The 23,627-nt window shown below is 61.3% G+C and carries 24 protein-coding genes; 14 read left to right on the top strand and 10 right to left on the bottom strand.

Annotated features, from left to right (window positions below):
* Positions 1-33: 33 nt before the first annotated feature.
* Positions 34-996: a thioredoxin-disulfide reductase gene (gene trxB / locus MUM_RS0131735; RefSeq protein ID WP_010176992.1), complete on the top strand. Its 963-nt coding sequence runs from the start codon at positions 34-36 to the stop codon at positions 994-996.
* A gap of 186 nt (positions 997-1,182) precedes the next feature.
* Here trxB and MUM_RS0131730 read toward each other — a convergent pair whose 3' ends face one another.
* From MUM_RS0131730 to MUM_RS0131705, 6 genes are read right to left on the bottom strand one after another with little or no spacing between them, the layout of a single operon-like run.
* A complete protein-coding gene (locus MUM_RS0131730; RefSeq protein WP_010176991.1) occupies positions 1,183-1,521 on the bottom strand; it encodes a HopJ type III effector protein in 339 nt (112 codons plus the stop codon).
* Complete coding sequence (locus MUM_RS0131725) at positions 1,514-1,810, bottom strand: DUF1244 domain-containing protein (RefSeq protein WP_010176990.1); 297 nt, start codon at positions 1,808-1,810, stop codon at positions 1,514-1,516. The genes MUM_RS0131730 and MUM_RS0131725 overlap by 8 nt, the downstream gene beginning before the upstream one ends.
* A gap of 25 nt (positions 1,811-1,835) precedes the next feature.
* A complete protein-coding gene (gene folX, locus MUM_RS0131720; protein ID WP_010176989.1) occupies positions 1,836-2,207 on the bottom strand; it encodes a dihydroneopterin triphosphate 2'-epimerase in 372 nt (123 codons plus the stop codon).
* A 2-nt stretch (positions 2,208-2,209) separates the two neighbouring features.
* Complete coding sequence (gene folE / locus MUM_RS0131715; RefSeq protein ID WP_010176988.1) at positions 2,210-2,770, bottom strand: GTP cyclohydrolase I FolE; 561 nt, start codon at positions 2,768-2,770, stop codon at positions 2,210-2,212.
* Positions 2,771-2,790: 20 nt separating this feature from the next.
* Complete coding sequence (folM, locus tag MUM_RS0131710) at positions 2,791-3,501, bottom strand: dihydromonapterin reductase (RefSeq protein ID WP_010176987.1); 711 nt, start codon at positions 3,499-3,501, stop codon at positions 2,791-2,793.
* A gap of 57 nt (positions 3,502-3,558) precedes the next feature.
* Complete coding sequence (locus MUM_RS0131705) at positions 3,559-4,119, bottom strand: antibiotic biosynthesis monooxygenase (RefSeq protein ID WP_010176986.1); 561 nt, start codon at positions 4,117-4,119, stop codon at positions 3,559-3,561.
* A 215-nt stretch (positions 4,120-4,334) separates the two neighbouring features.
* On the opposite strand from MUM_RS0131705, the gene MUM_RS0131700 reads away from it, so the two are divergent.
* Entirely contained in the window at positions 4,335-5,291 is a 957-nt protein-coding gene (locus MUM_RS0131700; protein WP_029616184.1) for a MerR family transcriptional regulator, read from the top strand.
* A gap of 2 nt (positions 5,292-5,293) precedes the next feature.
* On the opposite strand, the gene MUM_RS0131695 is transcribed toward MUM_RS0131700, so the two are convergent.
* The gene (locus tag MUM_RS0131695) at positions 5,294-5,899 is read right to left on the bottom strand and encodes a hypothetical protein (protein ID WP_010176983.1); all 606 of its coding nucleotides are present in this window, start codon (positions 5,897-5,899) and stop codon (positions 5,294-5,296) included.
* Positions 5,900-5,957: 58 nt separating this feature from the next.
* A complete protein-coding gene (locus MUM_RS0131690) occupies positions 5,958-6,425 on the bottom strand; it encodes a PAS domain-containing protein (protein WP_010176982.1) in 468 nt (155 codons plus the stop codon).
* A gap of 113 nt (positions 6,426-6,538) precedes the next feature.
* On the opposite strand from MUM_RS0131690, the gene MUM_RS0131685 reads away from it, so the two are divergent.
* On the top strand, positions 6,539-6,994 hold the full coding sequence (locus MUM_RS0131685; protein WP_010176981.1) for a flavodoxin: 456 nt from the start codon (positions 6,539-6,541) through the stop codon (positions 6,992-6,994).
* Here the strand turns inward: MUM_RS0131685 and MUM_RS0131680 are convergent.
* Complete coding sequence (locus tag MUM_RS0131680; RefSeq protein ID WP_010176980.1) at positions 6,975-7,871, bottom strand: LysR family transcriptional regulator; 897 nt, start codon at positions 7,869-7,871, stop codon at positions 6,975-6,977. The genes MUM_RS0131685 and MUM_RS0131680 overlap by 20 nt on opposite strands.
* A 99-nt stretch (positions 7,872-7,970) precedes the next feature.
* Between MUM_RS0131680 and MUM_RS0131675 the strand changes: the two genes are divergently transcribed.
* The 8 genes from MUM_RS0131675 (at position 7,971) to MUM_RS0131640 (ending at position 19,217) form a co-directional block, all read left to right on the top strand.
* Positions 7,971-8,357 (top strand): CidA/LrgA family protein, encoded by a 387-nt coding sequence (locus MUM_RS0131675; protein WP_010176979.1) that lies wholly within the window; start codon positions 7,971-7,973, stop codon positions 8,355-8,357.
* Positions 8,347-9,033 carry an LrgB family protein gene (locus MUM_RS0131670; protein WP_010176978.1) on the top strand — a complete coding sequence of 229 codons (687 nt, stop codon included), beginning with the start codon at positions 8,347-8,349 and terminating at the stop codon, positions 9,031-9,033. Before MUM_RS0131675 ends, MUM_RS0131670 begins: the two co-directional genes overlap by 11 nt.
* 165 nt (positions 9,034-9,198) lie before the next feature.
* Positions 9,199-9,981 (top strand): class II aldolase/adducin family protein, encoded by a 783-nt coding sequence (locus tag MUM_RS0131665; RefSeq protein WP_010176977.1) that lies wholly within the window; start codon positions 9,199-9,201, stop codon positions 9,979-9,981.
* Positions 9,981-10,883, top strand: a complete 903-nt coding sequence (locus MUM_RS0131660; RefSeq protein WP_010176976.1) for an alpha/beta fold hydrolase — start codon at positions 9,981-9,983, stop codon at positions 10,881-10,883. Before MUM_RS0131665 ends, MUM_RS0131660 begins: the two co-directional genes overlap by 1 nt.
* Positions 10,884-11,872: 989 nt before the next feature.
* The gene (locus MUM_RS0131655) at positions 11,873-12,784 is read left to right on the top strand and encodes an SDR family oxidoreductase (protein ID WP_010176975.1); all 912 of its coding nucleotides are present in this window, start codon (positions 11,873-11,875) and stop codon (positions 12,782-12,784) included.
* 484 nt (positions 12,785-13,268) lie between these two features.
* Complete coding sequence (locus MUM_RS0131650) at positions 13,269-15,059, top strand: DUF1302 domain-containing protein (protein WP_029616183.1); 1,791 nt, start codon at positions 13,269-13,271, stop codon at positions 15,057-15,059.
* Between the two features lie 26 nt (positions 15,060-15,085).
* The gene (locus tag MUM_RS0131645) at positions 15,086-16,453 is read left to right on the top strand and encodes a DUF1329 domain-containing protein (protein ID WP_010176972.1); all 1,368 of its coding nucleotides are present in this window, start codon (positions 15,086-15,088) and stop codon (positions 16,451-16,453) included.
* Positions 16,454-16,727: 274 nt separating this feature from the next.
* Positions 16,728-19,217: a LuxR C-terminal-related transcriptional regulator gene (locus MUM_RS0131640; protein ID WP_029616182.1), complete on the top strand. Its 2,490-nt coding sequence runs from the start codon at positions 16,728-16,730 to the stop codon at positions 19,215-19,217.
* 135 nt (positions 19,218-19,352) lie between these two features.
* On the opposite strand, the gene MUM_RS0131635 is transcribed toward MUM_RS0131640, so the two are convergent.
* The gene (locus MUM_RS0131635) at positions 19,353-20,144 is read right to left on the bottom strand and encodes an IclR family transcriptional regulator (RefSeq protein WP_010176970.1); all 792 of its coding nucleotides are present in this window, start codon (positions 20,142-20,144) and stop codon (positions 19,353-19,355) included.
* A 119-nt stretch (positions 20,145-20,263) separates the two neighbouring features.
* On the opposite strand from MUM_RS0131635, the gene hmgA reads away from it, so the two are divergent.
* The 3 genes from hmgA to maiA are packed head-to-tail and all read left to right on the top strand — an operon-like array spanning position 20,264 to position 23,494.
* Complete coding sequence (gene hmgA / locus MUM_RS0131630) at positions 20,264-21,547, top strand: homogentisate 1,2-dioxygenase (protein ID WP_010176969.1); 1,284 nt, start codon at positions 20,264-20,266, stop codon at positions 21,545-21,547.
* A gap of 3 nt (positions 21,548-21,550) precedes the next feature.
* The gene (fahA, locus tag MUM_RS0131625) at positions 21,551-22,837 is read left to right on the top strand and encodes a fumarylacetoacetase (RefSeq protein WP_010176968.1); all 1,287 of its coding nucleotides are present in this window, start codon (positions 21,551-21,553) and stop codon (positions 22,835-22,837) included.
* Positions 22,838-22,849: 12 nt separating this feature from the next.
* Positions 22,850-23,494: a maleylacetoacetate isomerase gene (gene maiA / locus MUM_RS0131620; RefSeq protein WP_010176967.1), complete on the top strand. Its 645-nt coding sequence runs from the start codon at positions 22,850-22,852 to the stop codon at positions 23,492-23,494.
* Positions 23,495-23,627: the final 133 nt, after the last annotated feature.

Below are 23,627 nucleotides of genomic sequence, written 5' to 3'. Positions count from 1 at the left end.
TTCTGTAGTCCGGGCGGTCGATAGGAGTGAGTCATGTCTGATACCCGTCATTCGCGAGTGATTATTCTCGGTTCCGGCCCTGCCGGTTACAGCGCTGCCGTCTACGCTGCCCGGGCCAACCTCAAGCCGTTGCTGATCACCGGCATGCAAGCGGGCGGTCAGTTGACCACCACCACCGAAGTCGACAACTGGCCGGGCGATGTCCACGGCCTGACCGGCCCGGTGCTGATGGAACGCATGAAAGAACACGCCGAGCGTTTCGAAACCGAAATCGTGTTTGATCACATCAACAAGGTCGACTTCTCCAAGAAGCCTTACAGCCTGACCGGCGACAGCGGCGTGTACACCTGTGACGCGCTGATCATCGCCACCGGCGCCAGCGCTCGTTACCTGGGCCTGCCGTCGGAAGAAGCGTTCATGGGCAAGGGCGTTTCGGCCTGCGCGACCTGCGACGGTTTCTTCTACCGCAACAAGCCGGTGGCTGTGGTCGGTGGCGGCAACACCGCCGTGGAAGAGGCGCTGTACCTGGCCAACATCGCCAGCACCGTGACCCTGGTTCACCGCCGCGAAACTTTCCGCGCCGAGAAGATCCTGATCGACAAGCTGCATGCCCGCGTGGCCGAAGGCAAGATCATCCTCAAGCTCAACGCCACCCTGGATGAAGTCCTGGGCGACAACATGGGCGTGACCGGTGCTCGCCTGAAAAACAACGACGGCAGCTTCGACGAGCTGAAAGTCGACGGCGTGTTCATCGCCATCGGCCACACCCCGAACACCTCGTTGTTCGAAGGCGTGCTGGATGCCAAAGACGGCTACCTGATCGTGCAGGGCGGCCGTGAAGGCAACGCGACGGCCACCAACATCGAAGGCATCTTCGCTGCCGGTGACGTGGCTGACCACGTGTACCGTCAGGCGATCACCTCCGCCGGCGCTGGCTGCATGGCGGCACTGGATGCCGAGCGTTACCTCGACGGTTTGAAGGACGCTGCGTTCTAAACCGTAGAAACAAAAAAACCGGCTGCGAGGCCGGTTTTTTTATGCGCGCGATGTATGCCGCACCGCAGTCCAGAAGTGTTAACCCAATCACTGTGGGAGCTGGCTTGCCTGCGATAGCGGCGTTGGCTGACACACCGCTATCGCAGGCAAGCCAGCTCCCACATTAAACCGGGTTATCCAATTGAATCAGCGGCGGGTCAGTGGCTGCTGAGTGAACTTCACACCCGCCAACCCATGCTCAATCAGCGCACGAATATTGCCGTGGTCACTGCCCTCAGGCGTGGCCTGCACCGAACGGTAATGCTCACCGAACGCCAACAGCGCTTCCTGGTCGTTCAAGCCTTCCAGCAACGCCAGGCCGAGGGTCTTGCACGAACCTTCGTTCTGCCCGGCGGCGTTTTCCACGCTGCCGTTGGTGAAGGCTTGTGGCTGGTAGTCATAACCGGCGGCAACAAAGGCCAGGGTGTCGGCGAAGACGTGTTCGCCGCTGTTGAGGCTGGCGCGCAGGGTGTTCAGGTCAGTCATGTTTTTTTCCTTTGGCGAATGCCGCTTGCTGTTCGGCACTGGCTTCTTGCTGGTATTGGGCTTTCCACTCGGCGTACGGCATGCCGTACACCACTTCACGGGCGTCATCGAGGCTGAGCTCGATCTGGCGCTCGTCGGCCTCGGCCTTGTACCACTTGGACAAGCAGTTGCGGCAGAAGCCCGAGAGGTTCATCAGGTCGATGTTCTGCACATCCTTGCGGCTGTCCAGGTGTGCCACCAGCCGGCGGAAGGCGGCGGCTTCGAGTTCGAGGCGTTGTTGATCAGTCATGGGGCTCACTACGGATTCAATAGGGTTAGCGGCTCGCCGCAAGGGTGATCGACACCGATTCGGCAAAACGCAACGCATGGGGTTTATCGACTTCGACTTCGGCGTACAGCACCGACGCATTGCCCATCACCAGGTCGAGGATTTCCTGGGTCAGGCGCTCCAGCAGGGCAAAGCGGTTGCCTTCCACATGAGCGATGATGGCCTTGGTGATGGTGCGGTAGTTCAGCGCGTGGTCGATGTCGTTGTCGCGTACGGCTTCCTGGGCGGCATACAGGATGGTCAGGTTGATCAACACATCCTGCTTGTTGAGGATTTCGTCCTCGTTGATCCCGATAAACGTGCGCAGGCACAGGTCTTTGACCCGGATGCGCGCCATGCCTGGCTGAAGTTGTGGCATTGCTACTTGCTCCGTCCAATCAATTGCAGGAACTCCATGCGCGTGGTGTTCGACTCGCGGAAGGCGCCGAGCATCACCGAGGTGTTCATGGTTGAATTCTGTTTTTCGACACCGCGCATCATCATGCACATGTGCCTGGCTTCGATCACCACGGCCACGCCGGCGGCCTGGGTCACGGTCTGGATGGCGTCGGCGATTTCCCGCGTGAGGTTTTCCTGGATCTGCAGGCGCCGGGCGAACATGTCGACGATACGCGCCAGCTTCGACAGGCCGAGCACCTTGCCGGTCGGAATATAGGCCACATGGGCCTTGCCGATAAAGGGCAGCAGGTGATGCTCGCACAGCGAATACAACTCGATGTCCTTGAGGATCACCATCTCGTCGTTGTCGGAGGCAAACAGCGCACCGTTGACGATTTCTTCCAGGTTCTGCTCGTAGCCATGACACAGGTACTGCATGGCCTTGGCGGCCCGCTTTGGTGTGTCGAGCAACCCTTCGCGCTCCGGGTCTTCACCCAGGCCCTTGAGAATTTCGCGGTAGTGGTGGGGCAGGGATAAAGTCATACAACATCCTCGCAAACGGCTTACTTGATATGCCGCCCGCCGTTGACGGTCAGGGTGGTACCGGTGACATAAGGGTTATCCAGCAGGTAACGCACGCTCTGGTAAATCACCTCGGGGCCGGGTTCGATGCCCAGTGCCGCCTTGGCCAGGACCTTGGCGCGGTAGGCCGCGTCGTCGCCCTCGTTGAACATCACCATCGCCGGGGCAATGCCGTTCACCTTGATATCCGGTGCAAGCTGCGCGGCAAACGACAAGGTCAGGCTGTCGAGCCCGGCCTTGGTGGCGCAGTAGGCAATGTGCTGGCGGCTGCCCTTGCGGGTCACGTCGTCACTGATGTGAACGATATCCGCAGGCGTGGAGCGTTGCAGCAAGTGCGCACAATGCAGGTTGATCAGGTACGGCGCAAGCATGTGCACGCTGAACATGTCGGCAAAGGCGCGGCTCTCGTCGCCGGGCGTTTCCGCTTCCCAGGCCGAGGCATTATGGATGATCGCCCGCAGGCTTTGGGTGTGCTTTTGCAGTTCGTCGATGAAGCCGAGAATGCCGGCCTCGGAAGAAAAATCGGCAAACACGCCAATCGCGCCGCGCTCGCGCAAGGTCTGCACGCCGGGACGGTCGCTGCGGTAGCTGAAAATCACCGGCTGCCCTTCGTCCAGCAGGCGCAGGGCGCAATGCAGGCCGACACGCTGGCCTGCACCGGTGATCAGGATCGGGGCGGGAGTGGAAGACATGGGAGGCTCGGGTCGCTGGCAGGCTAAAACTATACCAGCGAGCGGCCTCCCTTGTACTCAAGCGGTGGCTTCGGTGGCCTTTACCCGGGCCGGAGCCGGATGCAACCAGCCGGCCAGCAGGTGGGTCGACAACGGGATAAAGAAGTAAACCATCAGCGGTGTGAGCGCCAGGGTGCTGACCAGCACGCGGCTCAACAAACCCAACTCGCTGAGCAGCGGCTCAAGGCCGAAATTGAACAGCAGCGACACCGGGAAAAATGCCAGCCAGATGGCCACGGCCTGCTTCCAGCGCGGTGGTCGTGCGGCGGCGGCGCCAAACCAGCCGTCTATGCCGCGTACGCGATGTTCCGACGGCGCGGCAAACAGCTCGCTGCCACGACCGAGCCATGCACCACGGGATGCGGAAAACTCCCACGCATGCAGGGTCTTTTCGTCGGCGAAGCGGAAAATAATCTGGAATTCATCATCGTTGGGCGGCGGTGCAAGCACGCCGGAGCCCAGGTAACCGGGGAAGTCTGTGGCCAATTGCTCGCCTTCGCGCAGCCAGGCCATCAACTCTTCATAGCGACCCTTGGCCACGCGGCGCGCAACCATCAGGGTGACAGGGGAGGTAGACATTGTGTATCTCCATAAGGATCAGGTGCGCCGGGCCGGGTAGGGGGCGCACGAACGAAGCTGCGGGGTAAGCAGCCACGTTGAAAAAACAGGCAAGGATTATTCCTGTTTTGAAAAAATACGCCAGCGGCATTGGTCGGCTCGCCGCAGAACTTGAAACAGACAGCTGTATGGGCGTTAAATGGGATCCAACTTCTCATCGATGATTCAGTGCCCAGATGTCCGTAATGACTGCTCCCTCTCCTGATATGGCGCTTGGCAACCCCGCTGATTCCGATGAACTGTTTCCGATTCGCGAAGTGGCAAGATTGACAGGCATCAACCCGGTCACGCTGCGTGCGTGGGAGCGTCGTTACGGGCTGATCCAGCCGGTTCGCACCGAAAGTGGGCACCGTCTGTATTCGCGCACCGATATCGAGACCGTTCATCGCATTCTTGACTGGATCGAGCGTGGCGTTGCGGTGAGCAAGGTCGGGAAAATCCTGGCCCGTGATGATCAGCCAGTGGAAGTGGCTGCCGCTGTGCCGACAGGCGCTGAACATGAATGGAATCAGTGGCAGCAGCAATTGCGAACGGCCGTCGGAGCCTTCGACGACCGGCAGCTGGACCGGTTGTATGGCCAGATTTTCGCGGCCTATCCAGTCTCGGTGGTTTTCCAGGACATCCTGATGCCTCTCTGGCAGCAGCTATTGCGGCACCAGGGGCTTTTTGGCCAAGCCAGTGAATGGCTGTTTTTTGATGGCTTCCTGCGCAGCCGCACCTGGAAGCGCCTGCAGACAGGCTGTGCCTCAGCCGCACCGCGGGTGTTGCTGGCGGCCATCGCCGGGGAATGCCGAGAGCTGGAGTTGCTTGTCGCAGGCCTGCTGATGAGCGGTGACGACTTGGCGGTCAAGGTCCTGGCCGTGGGGCAGCCGATGGATGAATTGACACTGATCTGCGAAAAAACCAGACCACAGGCCCTCGTGGTGTTCTCCAACCACTCGCCTACCCAGGAATTGCCCCGGCGCCTTGAGCGGCTGGCCTTGACCCTGGATTGCCCGCTCTTGCTGGCGGGCGATGCGGCGGAGTTGGCGCAGGAGCAATTGAGGGGGTCGACCGTCGGTTGCCTGGGCAACGAAGGTCGACTGATGCAGCGCCGCCTGCAGCAGTTTCTGCGCGGCAGCCTGGATACCTGACTTCAGGCGTGGACTTCGGGGTGAAACAAGCGGTGTTGCTGCAGGATAAACTGGCGCAGGCGCTCGGTTTCATCCACATCACTCTGGCTTAAACGGTAGGCGAACAACCCTCGGGCATTTTCCCGTTCCAGGGTGCCGCGCACCGAGATGCGCTCGTAGCCGGACGGGCTGAACCACAGGGAAAAGGTTTTTGGGGCCTTGATCCGCCCGCGGATTTCCACCAGCAACCCCTTGAACGACACCTCATGCACCCACAGTGCACCGGGCTGCCCTTTGATATTTTCCAGCGCGACCGGCTCTTCAAGCGCCAGGCGCCACGGTCGAATCATCGGCCCGTCTTCGAAAATGCTCGGTACGCCCAGCCGCAAATGCACGGCATGAAACTCGTCTTCCACCAATTGCAGCGGAAAGGTCATTTGCTGGTTGTCGAATTGTGCCTGGAGGGTGACATGGTCATGGGCGGCCAAGCGGGTGAGCAGATCACGAATCTGCGCACCGCCGTTGACCGTCAGGCTCGACGACGCATCCCGCACGTTGAGCTGCGGGTTATGGTGCATGGTCTGAATAAAATCCAGCTCGTCCTGCGTCAAAAGCGCGTCGCGTTGCATTGATCTTGCTCAAGGGAGAGGTATTAAAACGCCATTATCTCTCTAAAGACCGCGTTTTCTAGTTTTTGTTAGATCCGCTCGTCGCCTTGAGTGCTGCAAGCTCCGCCCTGAGGTCTGCCAATTGGCCTTCCAACTGCGCCACACGCTGCTGGGCCTTGACCTGTACCGTCACGTCTTTTTGCACGCCGACGAAATAGGTCTGCTTGTCGGCCTGGTTATAAACCGTCGATAACGACAGCTCGTTCCAGAAATGGGTGCCGTCCTTGCGGTAGTTGCGCAGGATTTCCCGGCAGGCGCCGCCGCTGTCCAGGGCTTCGCGAATCGCCATCAGCCCCGGCTGGTCACGGTCACCCGATTGCAGGAAGCGGCAGTCCTGATAGAGGATTTCGTCGAGGGTGTAGCCGGTCAGCCGTTCGAAGGCCGGGTTTACGTAGATCAGTGGCTTGTCCTTGCCTTCGCGCTCGGCAACCACGATGCCGTCGTTGGAAGCGTTGATCACCAGTTGCATCAGCTTGGCGTTAATCATTGAGCGGTCCATGGCTTATTGTTGGAGTTTGCAGTTTAAGACATGCCGGCCGCCTGTCCACTTGCCCCAGCTGTTAATATCCCAGGCTTTTAGTCAGCTACAGGATCAGATTGATGAAAGTCGCCATCCTTTCCGGCTCGGTGTACGGCACCGCTGAAGAAGTCGCCCGTCACGCTGCCAGCATCCTCAACGCGGCCGGCTTCGACGCCTGGCACAACCCGCGTGCAACCCTCGCCGACGTACAGGGCTTTGCCCCTGAAGCCTTTTTGGCCGTGACCTCCACCACCGGCATGGGCGAACTGCCCGACAACCTGCAGCCGCTGTATTCGACCATTCGCGACCAACTGCCGGCCGCCTGGCGCGGGCTGCCGGGCGCGGTGATCGGCCTGGGCGACGCCAGCTATGGCGACACCTTCTGCGGCGGCGGCGAGCAAATGCGCGAGCTGTTTGCGGAGTTGGGCGTACGTGAAGTGCTGCCGATGCTGCGCCTGGACGCCAGCGAAAGCGTGACCCCTGAAGCCGACGCCGAACCGTGGCTGGCCGAGTTGGTCACTGCACTGCGCGGTTGACCGGGAATTCGCGCAATAACGCCAGCCAGGCCTGGGCGGCTTTCGACAGATAGGCGCCCTCACGCCAGATAAAGGCAATGTCCCAGCGCAGGTATTCCGGCGCCTTGAGCGTGAGGCGCACCACCCCGGGCCGCACCAGGCCCCGGGCTACCACGCTGGGCAACAACACCACGCCTTGGCCGGCGGCCACCAGGGCCGCGAGAAAATCTGCCTGGCCGCTGCGCCCGCTTTCCTTCGGGGTAAAGCCCAGTTGCTGACAGGCCTGTAGCAGGCGGTCGTTCAACACAAAACTGCGTTGGTACATCAGGAACGGCGTGTCAGCCAATTCCTCCAGGCGGATCTGCGCGTTCTCGGCCAGCGGATGGTCCATCGGCAGCAGGGCGTCGAGCGGCTCATCGCAGAAGGCTTGCCAGGCGAATGCCGGGTCGCTGGGCATCAGGCTGCCACCCACTTCCAGCTCCCCGCTCAAGATCGCCTGCTCGATGTTGCGACTGCCGCCTTCCAGCAACTGGATGGTGACGTTCGGGTACCGCCGTCGGTATTCGGCAAACAGCCCGGCGAACAGCGTGTCGCCGCCCAATTGCGGCAGGCCCATGCGCAGCTCGCCACGGGTCAGTTGATTCAAGTCATCCAGCTCACTGAGCAACTCGGCTTGCTGGCGCAGCATCGCCTCTGCCCGCTGCAACACCACCTGCCCGGCAGCCGTCAGGCGAATCTGCGAACCCAGACGATCCAGCAGCGGCGTGCCCAGGCTTTGCTCCAGTTGGGCCACCTGCTTGCTGACGGCGGACTGGCTGATGTGCAGGGTTTTGCCGGCCTGGGTAAAACCGCCCCGATGGATGACTTCGACAAAGCTGCGCAGCTGTTTAAATTCCATTGACCTGATTCCAGTTTGGAATAGCTTGCAGTCTAACAATTCGCTGTGGGGATGCCAGGGGCCTCTTTAAAATGGAAGCCCTGCGAGGACCCAAAGCTCATGAAACGTTTCACCTTCAAACTCGTCGGCCGGTTGCTGGCTGAACTGATCGTCCTGCTGGCCATTTACTTCCTGGGGTGCCAATTGGCGGCCTGGCTGAGCTGGCCTATTCCTGGCGGTGTGGTCGGGCTGGGCTTGTTGTTGCTGACCTTCGCCACTGGCCTGGTGAAACCGGCGGCCCTGCAACTGGGCGCCGGCGTGCTGATGGCGGAGATGCTGCTGTTCTTTATTCCTGCGTTGATGAGCCTCCTGGACTACGGCGGCCTGGTGCGCCATGACGGTTGGCGGATCATGTTGGTGATCGGCTTCAGCACCTTGTCGGTGATGCTGGTGACGGCCTTTACCGTGGAATTCGTGTGCCGCTGGAAGCTGCGCCATGAAGCTTGAACTGATGCCGATGTTCTGGCTGGCGCTGACCCTGGGGGCCTACGGCTTCAGCCGCTGGATCTACCGGCGCACCGGGCGCTACCTGCTGTCACCGCTGATTCTGGTCCCGGCACTGTTGCTGGCGGTGGCCGTGCCGATGAAAACCGCCTACGCCGAATACTCCACCGACACCCACTGGCTGATGCTGGTGCTGGGCCCGGTGACGGTGGCGTTTGCCATTCCGATCTGGCAACAGCGCCAATTGTTGATGCGCCATTGGTCTGCCCTGTTGCTGGGGATGGTGGCGGGCAGTGTGGCGTCTATCGCCACCTCCTATGGCCTGGCCAGGGCCCTGGCGCTGGACAGTTCGGTCACGATGTCGCTGGTGCCCCGTTCCATCACCACGCCGTTCGCCATGCCGGTGTCTTCCGACCTGGGCGGCGTGCCGGAACTGACGGCCGTGTTCGTGATGTTTACCGGTGTGTTCGGTGCCATGCTCGGCGGCGTACTGCTCAAGTGGTTGCCGCTGCGCACGCCGTTGGCACGCGGTGCGTTATTCGGCGTGGGCGCCCATGGCGCGGGCGTCAGCCGGGCCCATGAAGTGGGCGGCGAGGAAGGCTCTGTGGCGGGGCTGGTGATGGTACTGACCGGGTTGCTCAACCTGTTTGCCGCGCCTTTATTGGCGTCGCTTCTCTGACACGTACAGAACAAAATCGAACTATCCTCAGGACTGACCCGCTCGGTCATCAAGCTGGCTGCCAATGCAACTACGGCGGCCTCGAGGTCTGACTAGACTGCCTCTTCTGCCTGGATTGCCCCTTCACTTAAAAAAATAATAAAACGCGCCAAGGAGGTCATTGCCGTGAGCCTAGCCACAGTTCAATCGACACACAGCGTAAAAGATCAGGTCAGTGCGGCCGAATGGCAGGCCCGCGTCGACCTCGCCGCGTGCTACCGGCTGGTAGCGATGCATGGCTGGGACGACCTGATTTTCACCCACATCTCGGCCAAGGTGCCGGGCACCGAAGATTTCCTGATCAACCCCTACGGGTTGATGTTTCACGAGATCACCGCATCCAGCCTGGTGAAGGTCGACCAGGCGGGCAACAAGCTGATGGACAGCCCCTACGAGGTCAACCCGGCCGGCTATACCATCCACAGCGCGGTCCACGAAGTACGCCACGACGTGGTCTGCGTACTGCACACCCACACCGCTTCCGGCATCGCCGTTTCCGCGCAGAAGCAAGGCGTGTTGCCGATCAGCCAGCAATCCTTGTTCGTGCTCTCCAGCCTGGCCTATCACGCCTACGAAGGGGTGGCGCTGAACCACGAGGAAAAGGCCCGCTTGCAGGCCGACCTTGGGCAAAACAATTTCCTGATGCTGCACAACCACGGTCTGTTGACCTGTGGCGCCAGCATCGCCGACACCTTCCTGATGATGTTCATCTTCCAGCGCACCTGCGACATTCAGGTGATGGCGCAGAACGGTGGCGCCGAATTGATCAGCATCGCACCACCGATACTGGCCGGTGCCCGGGCGATGATCGCCGGGGTCACCAAAAGCGCCCAAGGCATGGGCGGCGCGCTGGCATGGCCGGCGTTGCTGCGCAAACTCGATGCACTCGACCCCGGGTATAAAAGCTGATGCCACTCGCCGAGATCCCACTGCGTATCTGGCGCCAGCGCGCCCAGAGTTTCGAGTTCCGCGGCCGCACCATTCGTTACTGGGTGGCGGGGCAGGGCGAGCCGTTGCTGCTGATCCATGGGTTCCCCACGGCCAGCTGGGACTGGCATTACCTGTGGCAGCCGCTGGCCCAACGTTACCAGGTGATTGCCTGCGACATGCTGGGGTTTGGCGATTCGGCCAAGCCGCTGGATCACACCTATTGCCTGCTGGAGCAGGCGGATTTGCAGCAGGCGCTGCTGGAGCATCTTTGGGTGCAGCAGCCGGTGCATGTGCTGGCCCATGATTACGGTGACAGCGTTGCGCAGGAGTTGTTGGCGCGGCATTACGAAGGTCGGTTTCAGATGGCCAGTGGTGTGTTTCTCAACGGTGGGTTGTTTCCGGAGACGCATCGTCCGGCGTTGGTGCAGAAGCTGTTGCTGAGTCCGTTGGGCTGGATGATCGGGCGTACGTTTGGGCGCAATGCATTGGCCAACAGTTTTGGGCAAATTTTCGGGCCTGCGACTCGGCCCAGTGAAAGTGCGCTGGATGATTTCTGGAGTTTGATTGAGAGCCAGGATGGGCCACGGATTTTGCACAAGTTGATTGCGTACATTCCTCAGCGTCGGCAGCAACGGGATCGCTGGGTGGCTGCGATGCAGCGGGGGGAGGTGCCGTTGCGGGTGATTGATGGGGAGGTTGATCCGATTTCCGGTGGGCATATGGTGGAGCGATATCGTGAGTTGGTGCCGCATGCGGATACGGTGGTGTTGGCGAATATTGGGCACTACCCGCAGATTGAGGCGCCGGTGCAGGTGTTGAAGCATTACTTGGCGTTTCGGGAGGGGCTTGGGGTAGGGGTTTCCCGAGTGGCTTATTCTTGATTTTGGTTTGAGTGCATATCCGTTATTTAGGTAACGGCTACTTAGGGTTTCGCTCTTACAGCGACTCACTTTGGAAAAGCCCCAAAGTAAGCAAAGGGCTCTGCCCCGCCTGTCGGCACCTCGCCTAGGCTCGGTGTTCCCTCACTCCGGCATTGCTCCGCGGGCCGCCGCGACGGGGCGTCCCTGCCCCGTCGCGGCTAAACCGGCGTCCTGCCGGTTTACCCGCTCCTCAATCCCTGCGTTCGGCCTCGGGCTTATTGGGGCAGTCAGAGCCAGATCAAGATCAAAATCTACAGCACAGCGGCCTACAGGCCGGCTTGAGTGGTAGAAGCCAGATCAAAAGCCAAAGCGAAAACCAATCTGAAACTGATGCGGCTCTGCTTTTCTGTGGGAGCTGGCTTGCCTGCGATGCAGACACCTCGGTCTTTCAGGTACACCGAGGCGATGCTATCGCAGCGATGCGGCGACCCGACAAGCCAGCTCCCACATTTGACCGTGCCCGCTGTAGATTTTGATCTTGATGTTGCCTTTGCTTCACACCACTCAAGCCGGCCTGTAGGCCGCTGTGCTGTTGATCTGCTTTTGATCTTGATCTTAGGCGCCCCGTTAAACCACGCTGGCCGAACGCAGGTAGTACGGAGCGGGTAAACCGGCAGGACGCCGGTTTAGCCGCGACGGGGCAGGGACGCCCCGTCGCGGCGGCCCGCGGAGTAGTACCGGAGTGAGGGCACACCGAGCCTAGGCGAGGTGCCGAGTGGTGGGGCAAGAGCCTTTTGGTTACTTTTGGGCTCCTTTCAAAAGTGACCCGCTGTAAGAGCGGAACCCATACCAGCCATCACCCAAATAACGGATATGTACCCACCCCTAGGCCACACCAATCATCCCCCAGCCTTATCGCACACCATTCACCCCCAACCGTATTTATTGTGACCAAAAGCCCCGTGCCTGACACTCCACTCATCTATCCCTAACCGCCCCTGGAGTTCCCAATGAGTGAGCCTGTGCAGTTCCAAGACAAGGTCGTGATCGTCACCGGCGCCGGCGGCGGATTGGGTCGCGCCCACGCACTGCTGTTCGCCAAACACGGCGCCAAAGTGCTGGTGAATGATCTTGGCGGCTCAACCCAGGGCGAAGGCGCCAACGCTTCGGCGGCCGATCGTGTGGTGGCCGAAATCCGTGAGGCCGGCGGTATCGCCGAGGCCAACCACGACTCCGTCACCGACGGTGACAAAATCGTCCAGAACGCCCTCGACGCCTTCGGTCGCATCGACGTCGTCGTCAATAACGCCGGGATCCTGCGGGACAAAACCTTCCACAAGATGGAAGACAGCGACTGGGACCTGGTTTACCGCGTGCACGTCGAAGGCGCCTACAAAGTCACTCGCGCCGCCTGGCCCCACCTGCGCGAACAAGCCTACGGCCGGGTGATCTTCACCGCCTCCACCTCGGGCATCTACGGTAACTTCGGCCAGTCCAACTACGGCATGGCCAAGCTCGGCCTGTACGGCCTGACGCGCACCCTGGCGCTGGAAGGCCGCAAGAACAACATCCTGGTCAACGCCATCGCCCCCACCGGCGGTACACGCATGACCGAGGGCTTGATCCCGCCGCAAGTCTTCGAGCGCCTCAAACCGGAGCTGATCAGCCCGTTGGTGGTGTACCTGGGCAGCGAAGCATGCCAGGAAACCTCCGGGCTGTTTGAGGTGGGCGGTGGCTGGATCGGCAAGACCCGCTGGGAGCGCAGCCTGGGAGTGGGGTTCGACCCTGAAGCCGGTTTCTCGCCGGATGATGTCGCCGCTCACTGGCAGAAAATCTGCGACTTTGAAGGGGCCGCTCACCCCAAGGACACTATCGAGGCATTGAAGGAGATGATGGCCAACCTGCAGAAGTACAGCCTCTGATCGTTGCATGAAAAAGTTTTAATCAACCCGGGGCGCCATGGCGCCCCGCTTTATTTCGGGCAAAAAAAAGCCACTGCAAAGGCAGCGGCTGAAGTAAGACGTTTGATCAAGGAGCAATAAATCAACGTCAGTGAACACCGGTAACAGATTGAAAACAGTGATCAATCCATAAAATCTGGCTGTTCTTCCCGGGTGGGGAAGCGGGCGGTTTGCCCTGAAAGCCAAGCAAGAATAGGCTTTTGTTACAGAATGAAAAATAGCGATTCAGGACAAGGACTGTTACCAAACCGGCAACAGTGACGTTAGCGCTTCATCCATCCTCCTGATAACCCTTCATCCATCTCGTCCATGCCTCCGCCAATACCCCGCCCAGAGCGGCCCGTCATCCTTTCGGGCGACAACACGAATACCTCCTTGGTGCGCTTATCGCTCCTGATGGCGGGCAGTAGGGTGGGGCCTTCTGTCACACCACCGGGGAAGACGCATGACAAGAACAACAATGCGCGCCATCTTCAGGCCACAGGCGCTGGCCGCTGCGGTTGCTTTGGGTTGCTGTGCCCAGGCGCAGGCTGTTTCATTCAACATCGGCGAGATCGAAGGGCAATTCGACTCCTCGCTGTCGGTCGGTGCCAGCTGGGGCATGCGCGACGCCGACAAAAAGCTGGTGGGCATTCCCAACGGCGGCACGGGGCAAGCCTCAACCGGTGATGACGGTCGCCTGAACTTCAAGAAGGGCGAGACCTTCTCCAAAATCTTCAAGGGCATCCACGACCTGGAGCTCAAGTACGGCGACAGCGGCGTGTTCGTGCGCGGCAAGTACTGGTACGACTTCGAACTGCAGGACGAAGACCGCGAATTCAAGCAGATCAGCAACAACCACCGCGACGAGGGCGCGCGCTCTTCCGGGTACGAGTTGCTGGATGCGTTCGTCTACCACAACTATTCCATCGGTGATTTGCCGGGCAACGTGCGTGTCGGCAAACAGGTGGTCAGCTGGGGCGAAAGTACGTTCATCGGCAACTCCATCAACAGCATCAACCCGATTGACGTCTCAGCCTTTCGCCGGCCCGGTGCCGAGATCAAGGAAGGCCTGATTCCGGTCAACATGGTGTTTGCATCCCAAAGCCTCACCAACCAACTGAGCGTGGAAGGTTTCTACCAGTTGAACTGGGAAAACACCGTGGTGGATAACTGCGGCACCTTCTTCGGTAACGACGTGGTGGCCCACGGTTGTAACGGCAACTACACCGTTGGCAGCCCGGCAATTGCACCGTTGCAACCCGTGGCGGCGGCGTTTGGCCAGGGCTTCCAGGTCACCAACGAAGGCGTGGTGGTTCAGCGTGCAAAAGACCGCGAGGCACGCGATGGCGGCCAGTTCGGGATGGCCTTGCGCTGGCTGGGCGATGACACGGAGTACGGCCTGTACTTCATGAACTACCACAGTCGCACGCCCACGGTCGGTACCATCACCGCCAACACCAACCTGGCAACCATTGGCCGCATCGTCAACGCGGCCAATGGTATCGCCCCGGGCTCCGGCTCCGGCCTGGCGCAAAGCACGATGCTTGGCCGTGGCCAGTACTACCTCGACTACCCGGAAAATATCCGCCTGTTCGGCGCCAGCTTCTCCACCACCTTGCCCACCGGCACGGCCTGGACCGGCGAAATCAGCTACCGCCCGAATGCGCCCGTACAGCTCAACACCACCGACCTGACGCTGGCCCTGGTCAACCCGATTGCCGGGAACGCCGCCTCACCGATCAGCAGTTCCTTCGGTGCCGATAACGCTGGCTACCGCCGCAAGGAAATCACCCAGATCCAGAGCACCATGACCCAGTTCTTCGACCAGGTCCTGGGCGCTGAACGCCTGACGTTGGTGGGCGAAGCGGCCTTCGTGCATGTCGGCGGGCTGGAGGCGAAATCCAAGCTGCGTTACGGCCGCGATTCGGTCTACGGCCAATACGGCTTCGGCGGCGACACCGACGGTTTTGTCACGGCCAATTCCTGGGGTTATCGCGCCCGGGCCATCCTCGATTACAACAACGTGTTTGCCGGGGTCAACCTCAAGCCCAACGTGTCGTGGTCCCAGGACGTCAGCGGCTACGGGCCCAACGGCCTGTTCAACGAAGGGGCCAAGGCCATCAGCGTGGGCGTGGATGCGGACTACCGCAACACCTACACCGCGAGCCTGAGCTACACCGACTTTTTTGGCGGGGATTACAACACCCTCACCGACCGCGACTTCATCGCCCTGAGTTTTGGCGTGAACTTCTGATTTGGCTTAAAGAAGGACAAGAGACTATGCGCAAGATGATTCTGCAATGCGGCGTGTTGGCATTGAGCCTGTTGGCCGCCAACGTGATGGCCGCGGTGTCGCCGGAAGAAGCGGCCAAGCTGGGCACCACCCTGACCCCGGTAGGCGCCGAGAAGGCCGGCAACGCCGACGGTTCGATCCCTCCATGGACCGGCGGCATTCCGAAAAACGCCGGCGCAGTGGACAGCAAGGGCTTCCTCGCCGACCCGTTCGCCAATGAAAAACCGCTGTTCGTGATCACCGCGGCCACGGTCGACAAGTACAAGGACAAGCTCTCCGAAGGCCAGGTGGCGATGTTCAAGCGCTACCCCGAGACTTACAAAATCCCGGTCTACCCGACCCACCGCACGGTCAACCTGCCGCCGGAAATCTATGACTCGATCAAGCGCAGCGCGCTCAACGTGCATGCGATCAACGACGGCAACGGCCTGGAGAATTTCACCGGCAATCGCTACTACGCCTTCCCGATTCCGAAGAACGGCGTGGAGGTGCTGTGGAACCACATCACCCGTTACCACGGGGGCAACCTGCGGCGCATCATTACCCAGGCTACGCCGCAGACCAACGGCAGCTACACGCCGATCCGTTTCGAAGAAGAAGTGGCCGTGCCGCAACTGATCCCCGACATGGACCCGGTCAAGGGCGCCAACGTACTGACCTTCTTCAAACAATCGGTGACTGCCCCGGCGCGCCTGGCGGGCAACGTACTGCTGGTGCATGAAACCCTCGACCAGGTGAAAGAGCCGCGCCTGGCCTGGGTCTACAACGCGGGCCAGCGTCGGGTGCGCCGTGCGCCGCAAGTGGCCTATGACGGTCCCGGCACTGCGGCCGACGGCCTGCGTACCTCGGACAACTTCGACATGTTCTCCGGCGCCCCCGATCGCTACGACTGGAAGCTGGTGGGCAAGAAGGAAATGTACATTCCCTACAACAGCTACAAGCTCGACTCGCCGACCCTCAAGTACGACGACATCATCAAGGCCGGGCACATCAACCAGGATTTGACCCGCTACGAGCTGCACCGGGTCTGGGAAGTGATCGGTACCGTCAAGCCAAGCGAGCGGCACATCTACGCCAAGCGCCACATGTACATCGACGAAGACAGCTGGCAAGTCGCGCTGGTGGATCACTACGACGGTCGCGGCCAACTGTGGCGCGTCGCCGAAGGGCATGCGCAGTTCTACTATGACCACCAGGTGCCGGCCTACACCGTCGAGACCCTGTACGACATCATCGCCGGGCGCTACATCGCGCTGGGCATGAAGAACGAAGAGAAGAGCAGCTTCGTGTTCGGCTTTGCGGCCAAGGCGGCCGACTACACGCCGGCAGCCTTGCGCTCTGAAGGCGTGCGCTAAAAGCTGATTGAAATGCGCTCAAACTGTGGGAGCTGGCTTGCCTGCGATAGCGGTGTATCAGTAACAGATACCTGACCTGACACACCGCTATCGCAGGCAAGCCAGCTCCCACACGGGAACGCATTTCAACGCTGAGTCTCTTGCCGGGTGGCTGTTTGCGCTCCCGGCTTTTTTATGCCCGGCAATCAGCCTGCTGAATACTCCTCAACAACCGCCAACCACAGGACTAGGGTAGGGGGCACGCCGCCTAATAATAAAAAACAGGGACGCAGTAATGACCGCCATGACCCGTTGTCTGGATCGTCCTGGATTCATGCCACGCTTGTCGCCCCATCACCTGTTGCGCCCACGCTTGGCCGGGCCATTGCTCAGCGCTCCCGCGCGGGTGAAGTTGCTCTGCGCCCCGGCTGGCAGTGGCAAGAGTGCGCTGCTCGCCGAGTGCGCGTTGCAAGCGCCTGCGGATTGCCAGGTGCATTGGTTGCCGTTGAACGGCGCGGCCCTGGATTTATGTCAGCGCCTGGCCCAAAGCCTCGGCCTCGATTTTGTCGATGAACCCACGCTGCTGCTGGCCCTGAACCGCTGGCAAGCACCTGCCTGGCTGTTTCTCGATGACTTTTGCCGGGCGCCGGCGCCTGAACTGGATGCGTTACTCGATCGCATCCTGGCGGCCAGCAGTCCCGTTTTAACCTGGTGGATCGGCGCGCGGCGGCGCCCGGCGTGTAACTGGCCCCGGCTGTTGCTCGACGATGAACTGTGGGAATGCAGCGCGGCCGAGTTGGCGTTTGACCACACCGAGCTCCAGCACCTGGCCGGGCCCCGCGCCGACAAGGTGCTGGCGTTCAGCGCCGGCTGGTGCGCCGGTGTGCGTATCGCCTTGCTTGAAAGCGACGGGCACCCCGACAAAACCTTGCTCGACTACCTGCAGCACGAGCTGTTCAGTGGCCTGGCCCCGGAACTGGCCGAAGCCTGGCGCGTGCTTGCGCACCTGCCACGTTTCAACCCGAGCCTGTGCGACCACCTGTTCGGTTTTGGCGACGGGGGCGCCTACCTGCGTGACTTGCAGACGTTGGGCGCCTTTATCGAGCCCTGGGAAGACGCCACCGACTGGCTGCAAATTTTCCCGCCGCTGGCGCAACTGCTGCGCGACGAACCCTGGCCGGCCAAGCGCTCCTGGCACCGTCGCGCCTGCCAATGGTTTACCGCCGCCGAGGACTGGCAGGCGGCGTTTGAACAGGCGCTGCTGGCCGAAGAGTACGAAGTGGCCGTGAGCCTGTTGCAGCATTTCAGTTTCGAAGACCTGTTCCGCCAGCAAAACGCCGTGCTCTTGTTGCGCCTGCATGAGCAACATGGCGATGAATTGATGCTGGGTTCGGCACAGTTAGTGGGGCTGGTGACGGCGGCGTTGTTGTTTGCCGGGCGCTTCGATCAGGCGGCGTTGTGCATCGATCAACTGGCACGTTTCACCCCGCAACCGACCGCGCACCTGCAGCGCTACCTGTTGGCCCGCTGGCAGGCGCAATGGGGTTGGCTGCTGCATCTGGGCGGCGAAGCTGTGCGGGCCCGCGAGCATTTTCTCGAAGCCCTGCAAGACTTGCCCGAGAGCGCCTGGACCTCGCGCCTGATGTGCCTGTCGGGCTTGACCCAGCAGGCCCTGCTGCGTGGCGAACTGGACGTGGCCCAGGCGCTGAACCGCGAGGCATTGTGCCTGGCGCGGTCCCATGGCTCATTGCTGCTGGAGGCGTTGCTGGAGCTGGATCATGCGCAGTTGCTGGAGCAACGTGGCGCGCCCTATCGGGCTCAGAGCCTGCTGGAAAACGTGCAGCGGATGCTGGTGCAACAGCGACTCAAGGCCGGGCCGTTGGTAGGCCGGATTTCGTTGCGACGTGGTCACTTGGCCCTGCGCCAGGGGCACGATACGGTGGCCGCCGAATGCTTCGAATCCGGCCTGGGCATGTGCCTGCACAGCCAGGACAAACGCGTGCTCTATGGCTACCTCGGCCTGGCGTTATTGGCGGCCAACAAGGGCGATTACGCCGAGGCCTTTATCCAGTTGCGGGACGCCGAGCGCCTGATGCAACAACGCCAGGTGCCCGACACCGTGTACCGCGCTGTACTGCTGTTGCTCAGCGGGCATTTCTGGCTGCAACAAGGCCGCGCCGAACTGACCCTGGAAGCAGTGACCCGCGTGCTGCGCCACTACCGTGGGCCCAAGGCCAAACAGGCGCCGCCGGCCACCCTTGAATTGATCCCGCGCCTTGAGTATTTGCAGGTGTTGGCCGAAGTGAAATTGCGCCGTGCTGAAGAACCCGTCGCCCGCCTGAGCGCGTTACTGGAGACCGCCCGGCAGCGGGGCATGCTGTGCCTGGAAGCGGAGTTGCAGTTGGTGCTGGGGGAAGTGGCCTGGCAAGTCGGTGATCGACCGTTGGCCGTGCGCTCGCTGGAAGCCGGGTTGGAACTGGCGGGGCGTTGCCAGGTGCAGCAGGCGATTCGCGAGTTGCGGCTCAGGCAACCGGGGTTGTTGAGCGCGTTGGGGCTGGAGCCGCAGGAATGCCCGGCGGCGGCGGGAGAAAATCCCCTGAGCCAGCGTGAGCTTGAGGTGCTGCAACTGATTGCCCAGGGCAATTCCAATCTGGAAATTGCCGGCCAATTGTTTATCTCGCTGCACACGGTGAAGACCCATGCGCGGCGCATTCATAGCAAGTTGGGCGTGGAGCGGCGCACCCAGGCAGTGGCCAAGGCCAAGACGCTGGGATTGATGGCTTGAACTCTAATCTCGAAATCAACGCAGGCTAATGTGGGAGCCGGGCTTGCCCGCGATGACGGTGTGTCAGTGGCAGATAGCTAACCTGATGCACCGCTATCGCAGGCAAGCCAGCTCCCACAGTTGAACGGCGTTGTGTCAGGGAAGCTGATAACCCATGCGCCAACTCACCGCCTGGGTCGCCGCCAACAAACGCTTCGCCGCCGGCCCGTCTTCATCGGCATGGAACAACGACGTCGGCCCCACCACGGTCAACACCGCCGCCACTTGCCCGACCGCGTTAAACACCGGCGCCGACAACGCGTCCACGCCGGGCATCAGCAAACCGTGCACAAAATGCAGGCCGCGCTGGCGGATCTGCGCGCAGGTGGTGGCGTACGCCTGGTCATCCGCCAACGCATGGGCGATGCCCGCCTGAATCTCCCGCTCACGCAACTCCACGGTTTCCCGCGACGGCAGGAAGGCGCTGAACACCAAGCCGGTGGACGAACTGAGCAACGGCAACACCGACCCCAATTGCGTGACTACCGTCACCGCGCGCACTGCCGGCTCGATATGCACCACCGTTGCGCCCTGGTTGCCCCAGACGGCCAGGAAGCAGGTTTCATTCAGTTCATCCCGCAGTTCCGCCAGGGGCAGGGCGGCGACTTTCAGCACGTCCATGCTGCCCAGCGCGGCCAGCCCCACACGCAAGGCTTCGCGGCCCAGCCCGTAATGGTTGGTGGCGGTGTTCTGTTCGGCAAAGCCTGAGGCAATCAGCGCCTGCAAGTAGCGGTGGACCTTGCTCGCCGGCATTTGCACATGCTCGGCCAGGCGCGACAACGAGGTGGCCGGCGACAGTTCAGCCAGGGCCTTGAGGATGTCGGTGCCCACTTCAGCCGAGCGGACTTTCTGTTTACCGGTGTCGCGGGGAGCGGGCGGCTTTTCCATGGAGGGCATGAATCCGAAAGACGAATGGGCGTCTTTATAGCTTGACGGTCAACAGGTATCAAATTACGTTATGCGTAACTGGATTACGATAAAAACAACTTCCGCTCAGAGGATGATCCATGACCCTCGAATACCAATCGGGTTTTGGCAATGAATTTGCCACTGAAGCCTTGCCCGGTGCATTGCCCGTCGGCCAGAACGCCCCGCAAAAAGCGCCCTACGGGCTGTACACCGAACTCTTCTCCGGCACCGCCTTCACCATGGCCCGCAGCGAAGCCCGGCGCACCTGGCTGTATCGTATCCAGCCGTCGGCCAATCACCCGGCGTTCGTCAAGCTGGAGCGGCAACTGGCCGGTGGCCCGCTGGGCGCCGTGACGCCCAATCGCTTGCGCTGGAACCCGCTGGATATTCCGGATGAGCCGACAGACTTCATCGACGGGCTTGTCGGCATGGTCGCCAACGCCGGGTCGGAAAAACCCTCAGGCATCAGCATCTACACCTACCGCGCCAACCGCTCCATGGACCGCGTGTTCTTCAACGCCGACGGCGAACTGTTGATCGTTCCCGAGCAGGGCCGCCTGCGTATCGCCACTGAACTGGGCGTGCTGGACGTGGAGCCGCTGGAAATTGTCGTGCTGCCACGCGGCCTGAAATTCCGCATCGAACTGCTGGATGCCCAGGCCCGCGGCTACGTCGCCGAAAACCACGGCGCACCGCTGCGCCTGCCGGACCTCGGCCCGATCGGCAGCAATGGCCTGGCCAACCCACGGGATTTCCTCACGCCCGTCGCCCATTACGAAGACCTCAAGCAACCGACCACACTGGTGCAGAAATTCCTCGGCGAACTGTGGGGCTGCGAGCTGGATCATTCACCGCTGAACGTGGTGGCGTGGCACGGCAACAACGTGCCGTACAAATACGACCTGCGCCGCTTCAACACCATTGGCACCGTGAGTTTCGATCACCCCGACCCGTCGATCTTCACCGTATTGACCTCGCCCACCAGCGTGCACGGCCTGGCCAACCTCGACTTCGTGATTTTCCCGCCCCGCTGGATGGTCGCCGAAAACACCTTCCGGCCACCGTGGTTCCACCGCAACCTGATGAACGAATACATGGGCCTGATCCAGGGCGCCTACGACGCCAAGGCCGAAGGCTTCCTGCCCGGCGGCGCGTCGCTGCACAGTTGCATGAGCGCCCATGGCCCGGATGGCGAGACCTGCACCAAGGCCATCAACGCGACGCTTGAACCCCACAAGATTGATAACACCATGGCGTTCATGTTTGAGACCAGCCAGGTGCTGCGTCCTACACAGTTCGCGCTGGAATGCCCGCAACTGCAACCTTCCTACGACGCTTGCTGGGCCTCGCTGCCTGCAACCTTCAACCCGAATCGGAGATAACCCATGACTCAGCCTAATCTCACCCGCAGTTGGGTGGCTTCCGCCAACGGTCACCGGGATTTCCCGCTGCAAAACCTGCCGCTGGGTGTGTTCAGCCTCAACGGTTCGGCACCGCGCAGTGGCGTGGCGATTGGCGAGCAGATTCTTGATCTGCAGGCCGCTGTGGAATGCTTTGAGGGCGAAGCCCGGCGTGCCGTTGAAGCCACTGCTGGCGGTCAACTGAATGCGTTTTTCGAACTCGGCCGTGGCCCGCGCGTGGCCCTGCGTGAGCGCCTGTTGGAACTGCTGGCGGAAGGCAGCAGCCTGCAAGGCAAACTGGAAAGTGCGCTGCACCTGGCGGCCGATTGCGAGATGCACCTGCCAGCCAAAATCAACGACTACACCGATTTCTACGTGGGCATCGAGCACGCGCAAAACGTCGGCAAACTGTTCCGTCCCGACAACCCGCTGCTGCCCAACTACAAGTACGTGCCGATCGGCTACCACGGGCGCGCGTCGACGATTCGCCCGTCGGGCACCGACGTCCGCCGCCCGAAAGGCCAGACCCTGCCAGCCGGTCAAACCGAGCCGACCTTCGGCCCCTGCGCCCGCCTGGATTACGAACTGGAACTAGGCATCTGGATCGGCCAGGGCAATGCCATGGGCGACTCGATTGCCATCGGCGACGCCGCTGATCACATCGCCGGTTTCTGCCTGCTCAACGACTGGTCGGCGCGGGATATCCAGGCCTGGGAATACCAGCCGCTGGGCCCGTTCCTGTCCAAGAGTTTTATCACCAGCATTTCGCCATGGGTGGTGACGGCTGAAGCCCTGGAGCCGTTCCGCAAGGCACAACCGGCGCGCCCTGAAGGCGACCCGCAACCGCTGCCCTACCTGCTGGACAAGCGCGACCAGGCTGCCGGTGGTTTTGATATCGAACTGGAAGTGCTGCTGACCACCGCCTCGATGCGTGAGCAGAACCTGCCGGCCCATCGCCTGACCCTCAGCAACACCCAACACATGTACTGGACCGTGGCGCAAATGGTGGCGCACCACAGCGTCAACGGCTGCCAGTTACAGGCCGGCGACCTGTTTGGTTCGGGCACCTTGTCGGGGCCTGAGGCGGGTCAGTTTGGCAGCCTGCTGGAGATCACCGAAGGCGGTAAAAAGCCGATCGAACTGGCCTCCGGTGAAGTGCGTAAATTCCTTGAAGACGGCGACGAAATCATCCTGCGTGCCCGCTGCACCCGCGACGGGTTTGCCTCCATCGGCTTCGGCGAATGCCGGGGTACCGTGGTCGCGGCGCGCTGAGAGGGCTGGGCCATGGAACTCTATACCTACTACCGCTCCACTTCGTCTTACCGGGTGCGCATCGCGTTGGCCTTGAAGGGCCTGGATTTCACCGCGGTGCCGGTCAACCTGCTGGTGCCCAAGGGCGGCGCCAATCACCAGCCGGAGTACCTGGCGATCAACCCCCAGGGTCGCGTGCCGGCCTTGCGTACCGATGACGGCGATGTGCTGATTCAGTCGCCGGCGATCATCGAGTACCTGGAGGAACGTTATCCACAGGTGCCGCTGCTTTCCAGGGACCTGGCGACCCGTGCCCATGAGCGCGCGGTGGCGTCGATCATCGGTTGCGACATTCATCCGCTGCACAACTCCAGCACCCAGAACTTGCTTAAGCAATGGGGGCACGATGAAGCGCAGGTGCTGGAGTGGATCGGGCACTGGATCAGCCAGGGCCTGGCGGCGGTGGAGCAGTTGATCGGTGATCAGGGCTATTGCTTTGGCGACCAGCCGGGGATGGCGGATACGTTTTTGATTCCGCAGTTGTATGCGGCGGAGCGGTTCAAGGTGTCGTTGGCGGCGTATCCGCGCATTCAGCGGGTGGCGGCCTTGGCGGCGCAGCATCCGGCGTTCATGCAGGCACATCCGGCGAATCAACCCGATACCCCTGACACGCCATAAATCAATGTGGGAGCTGGCTTGCCTGCGATAGCGATGTGTCAGGTTAGGTATCTGTTACTGATACACCGCCATCGCAGGCAAGCCAGCTCCCACAGTTGAACTACAGCGTGTCCAAAAAAATATAAAAACAACA

This window comes from Pseudomonas sp. PAMC 25886 (genome assembly GCF_000242655.1).
GTDB lineage: Bacteria > Pseudomonadota > Gammaproteobacteria > Pseudomonadales > Pseudomonadaceae > Aquipseudomonas.
The sequence above is the reverse complement of the archived record's forward strand: the minus strand, read 5'-3'. Positions and strand labels throughout refer to the sequence as shown.

Coding starts and splice junctions, on each gene's coding strand:
- trxB (WP_010176992.1), top strand. CDS start 34: ATGTCTGATACCCGTCATTCGCGAGTGATTATTCTCGGTTCCGGCCCT.
- MUM_RS0131730 (WP_010176991.1), bottom strand. CDS start 1,521: ATGACTGACCTGAACACCCTGCGCGCCAGCCTCAACAGCGGCGAACAC.
- MUM_RS0131725 (WP_010176990.1), bottom strand. CDS start 1,810: ATGACTGATCAACAACGCCTCGAACTCGAAGCCGCCGCCTTCCGCCGG.
- folX (WP_010176989.1), bottom strand. CDS start 2,207: ATGCCACAACTTCAGCCAGGCATGGCGCGCATCCGGGTCAAAGACCTG.
- folE (WP_010176988.1), bottom strand. CDS start 2,770: ATGACTTTATCCCTGCCCCACCACTACCGCGAAATTCTCAAGGGCCTG.
- folM (WP_010176987.1), bottom strand. CDS start 3,501: ATGTCTTCCACTCCCGCCCCGATCCTGATCACCGGTGCAGGCCAGCGT.
- MUM_RS0131705 (WP_010176986.1), bottom strand. CDS start 4,119: ATGTCTACCTCCCCTGTCACCCTGATGGTTGCGCGCCGCGTGGCCAAG.
- MUM_RS0131700 (WP_029616184.1), top strand. CDS start 4,335: ATGTCCGTAATGACTGCTCCCTCTCCTGATATGGCGCTTGGCAACCCC.
- MUM_RS0131695 (WP_010176983.1), bottom strand. CDS start 5,899: ATGCAACGCGACGCGCTTTTGACGCAGGACGAGCTGGATTTTATTCAG.
- MUM_RS0131690 (WP_010176982.1), bottom strand. CDS start 6,425: ATGATTAACGCCAAGCTGATGCAACTGGTGATCAACGCTTCCAACGAC.
- MUM_RS0131685 (WP_010176981.1), top strand. CDS start 6,539: ATGAAAGTCGCCATCCTTTCCGGCTCGGTGTACGGCACCGCTGAAGAA.
- MUM_RS0131680 (WP_010176980.1), bottom strand. CDS start 7,871: ATGGAATTTAAACAGCTGCGCAGCTTTGTCGAAGTCATCCATCGGGGC.
- MUM_RS0131675 (WP_010176979.1), top strand. CDS start 7,971: ATGAAACGTTTCACCTTCAAACTCGTCGGCCGGTTGCTGGCTGAACTG.
- MUM_RS0131670 (WP_010176978.1), top strand. CDS start 8,347: ATGAAGCTTGAACTGATGCCGATGTTCTGGCTGGCGCTGACCCTGGGG.
- MUM_RS0131660 (WP_010176976.1), top strand. CDS start 9,981: ATGCCACTCGCCGAGATCCCACTGCGTATCTGGCGCCAGCGCGCCCAG.
- MUM_RS0131655 (WP_010176975.1), top strand. CDS start 11,873: ATGAGTGAGCCTGTGCAGTTCCAAGACAAGGTCGTGATCGTCACCGGC.
- MUM_RS0131650 (WP_029616183.1), top strand. CDS start 13,269: ATGACAAGAACAACAATGCGCGCCATCTTCAGGCCACAGGCGCTGGCC.
- MUM_RS0131645 (WP_010176972.1), top strand. CDS start 15,086: ATGCGCAAGATGATTCTGCAATGCGGCGTGTTGGCATTGAGCCTGTTG.
- MUM_RS0131640 (WP_029616182.1), top strand. CDS start 16,728: ATGACCGCCATGACCCGTTGTCTGGATCGTCCTGGATTCATGCCACGC.
- MUM_RS0131635 (WP_010176970.1), bottom strand. CDS start 20,144: ATGGAAAAGCCGCCCGCTCCCCGCGACACCGGTAAACAGAAAGTCCGC.
- hmgA (WP_010176969.1), top strand. CDS start 20,264: ATGACCCTCGAATACCAATCGGGTTTTGGCAATGAATTTGCCACTGAA.
- fahA (WP_010176968.1), top strand. CDS start 21,551: ATGACTCAGCCTAATCTCACCCGCAGTTGGGTGGCTTCCGCCAACGGT.
- maiA (WP_010176967.1), top strand. CDS start 22,850: ATGGAACTCTATACCTACTACCGCTCCACTTCGTCTTACCGGGTGCGC.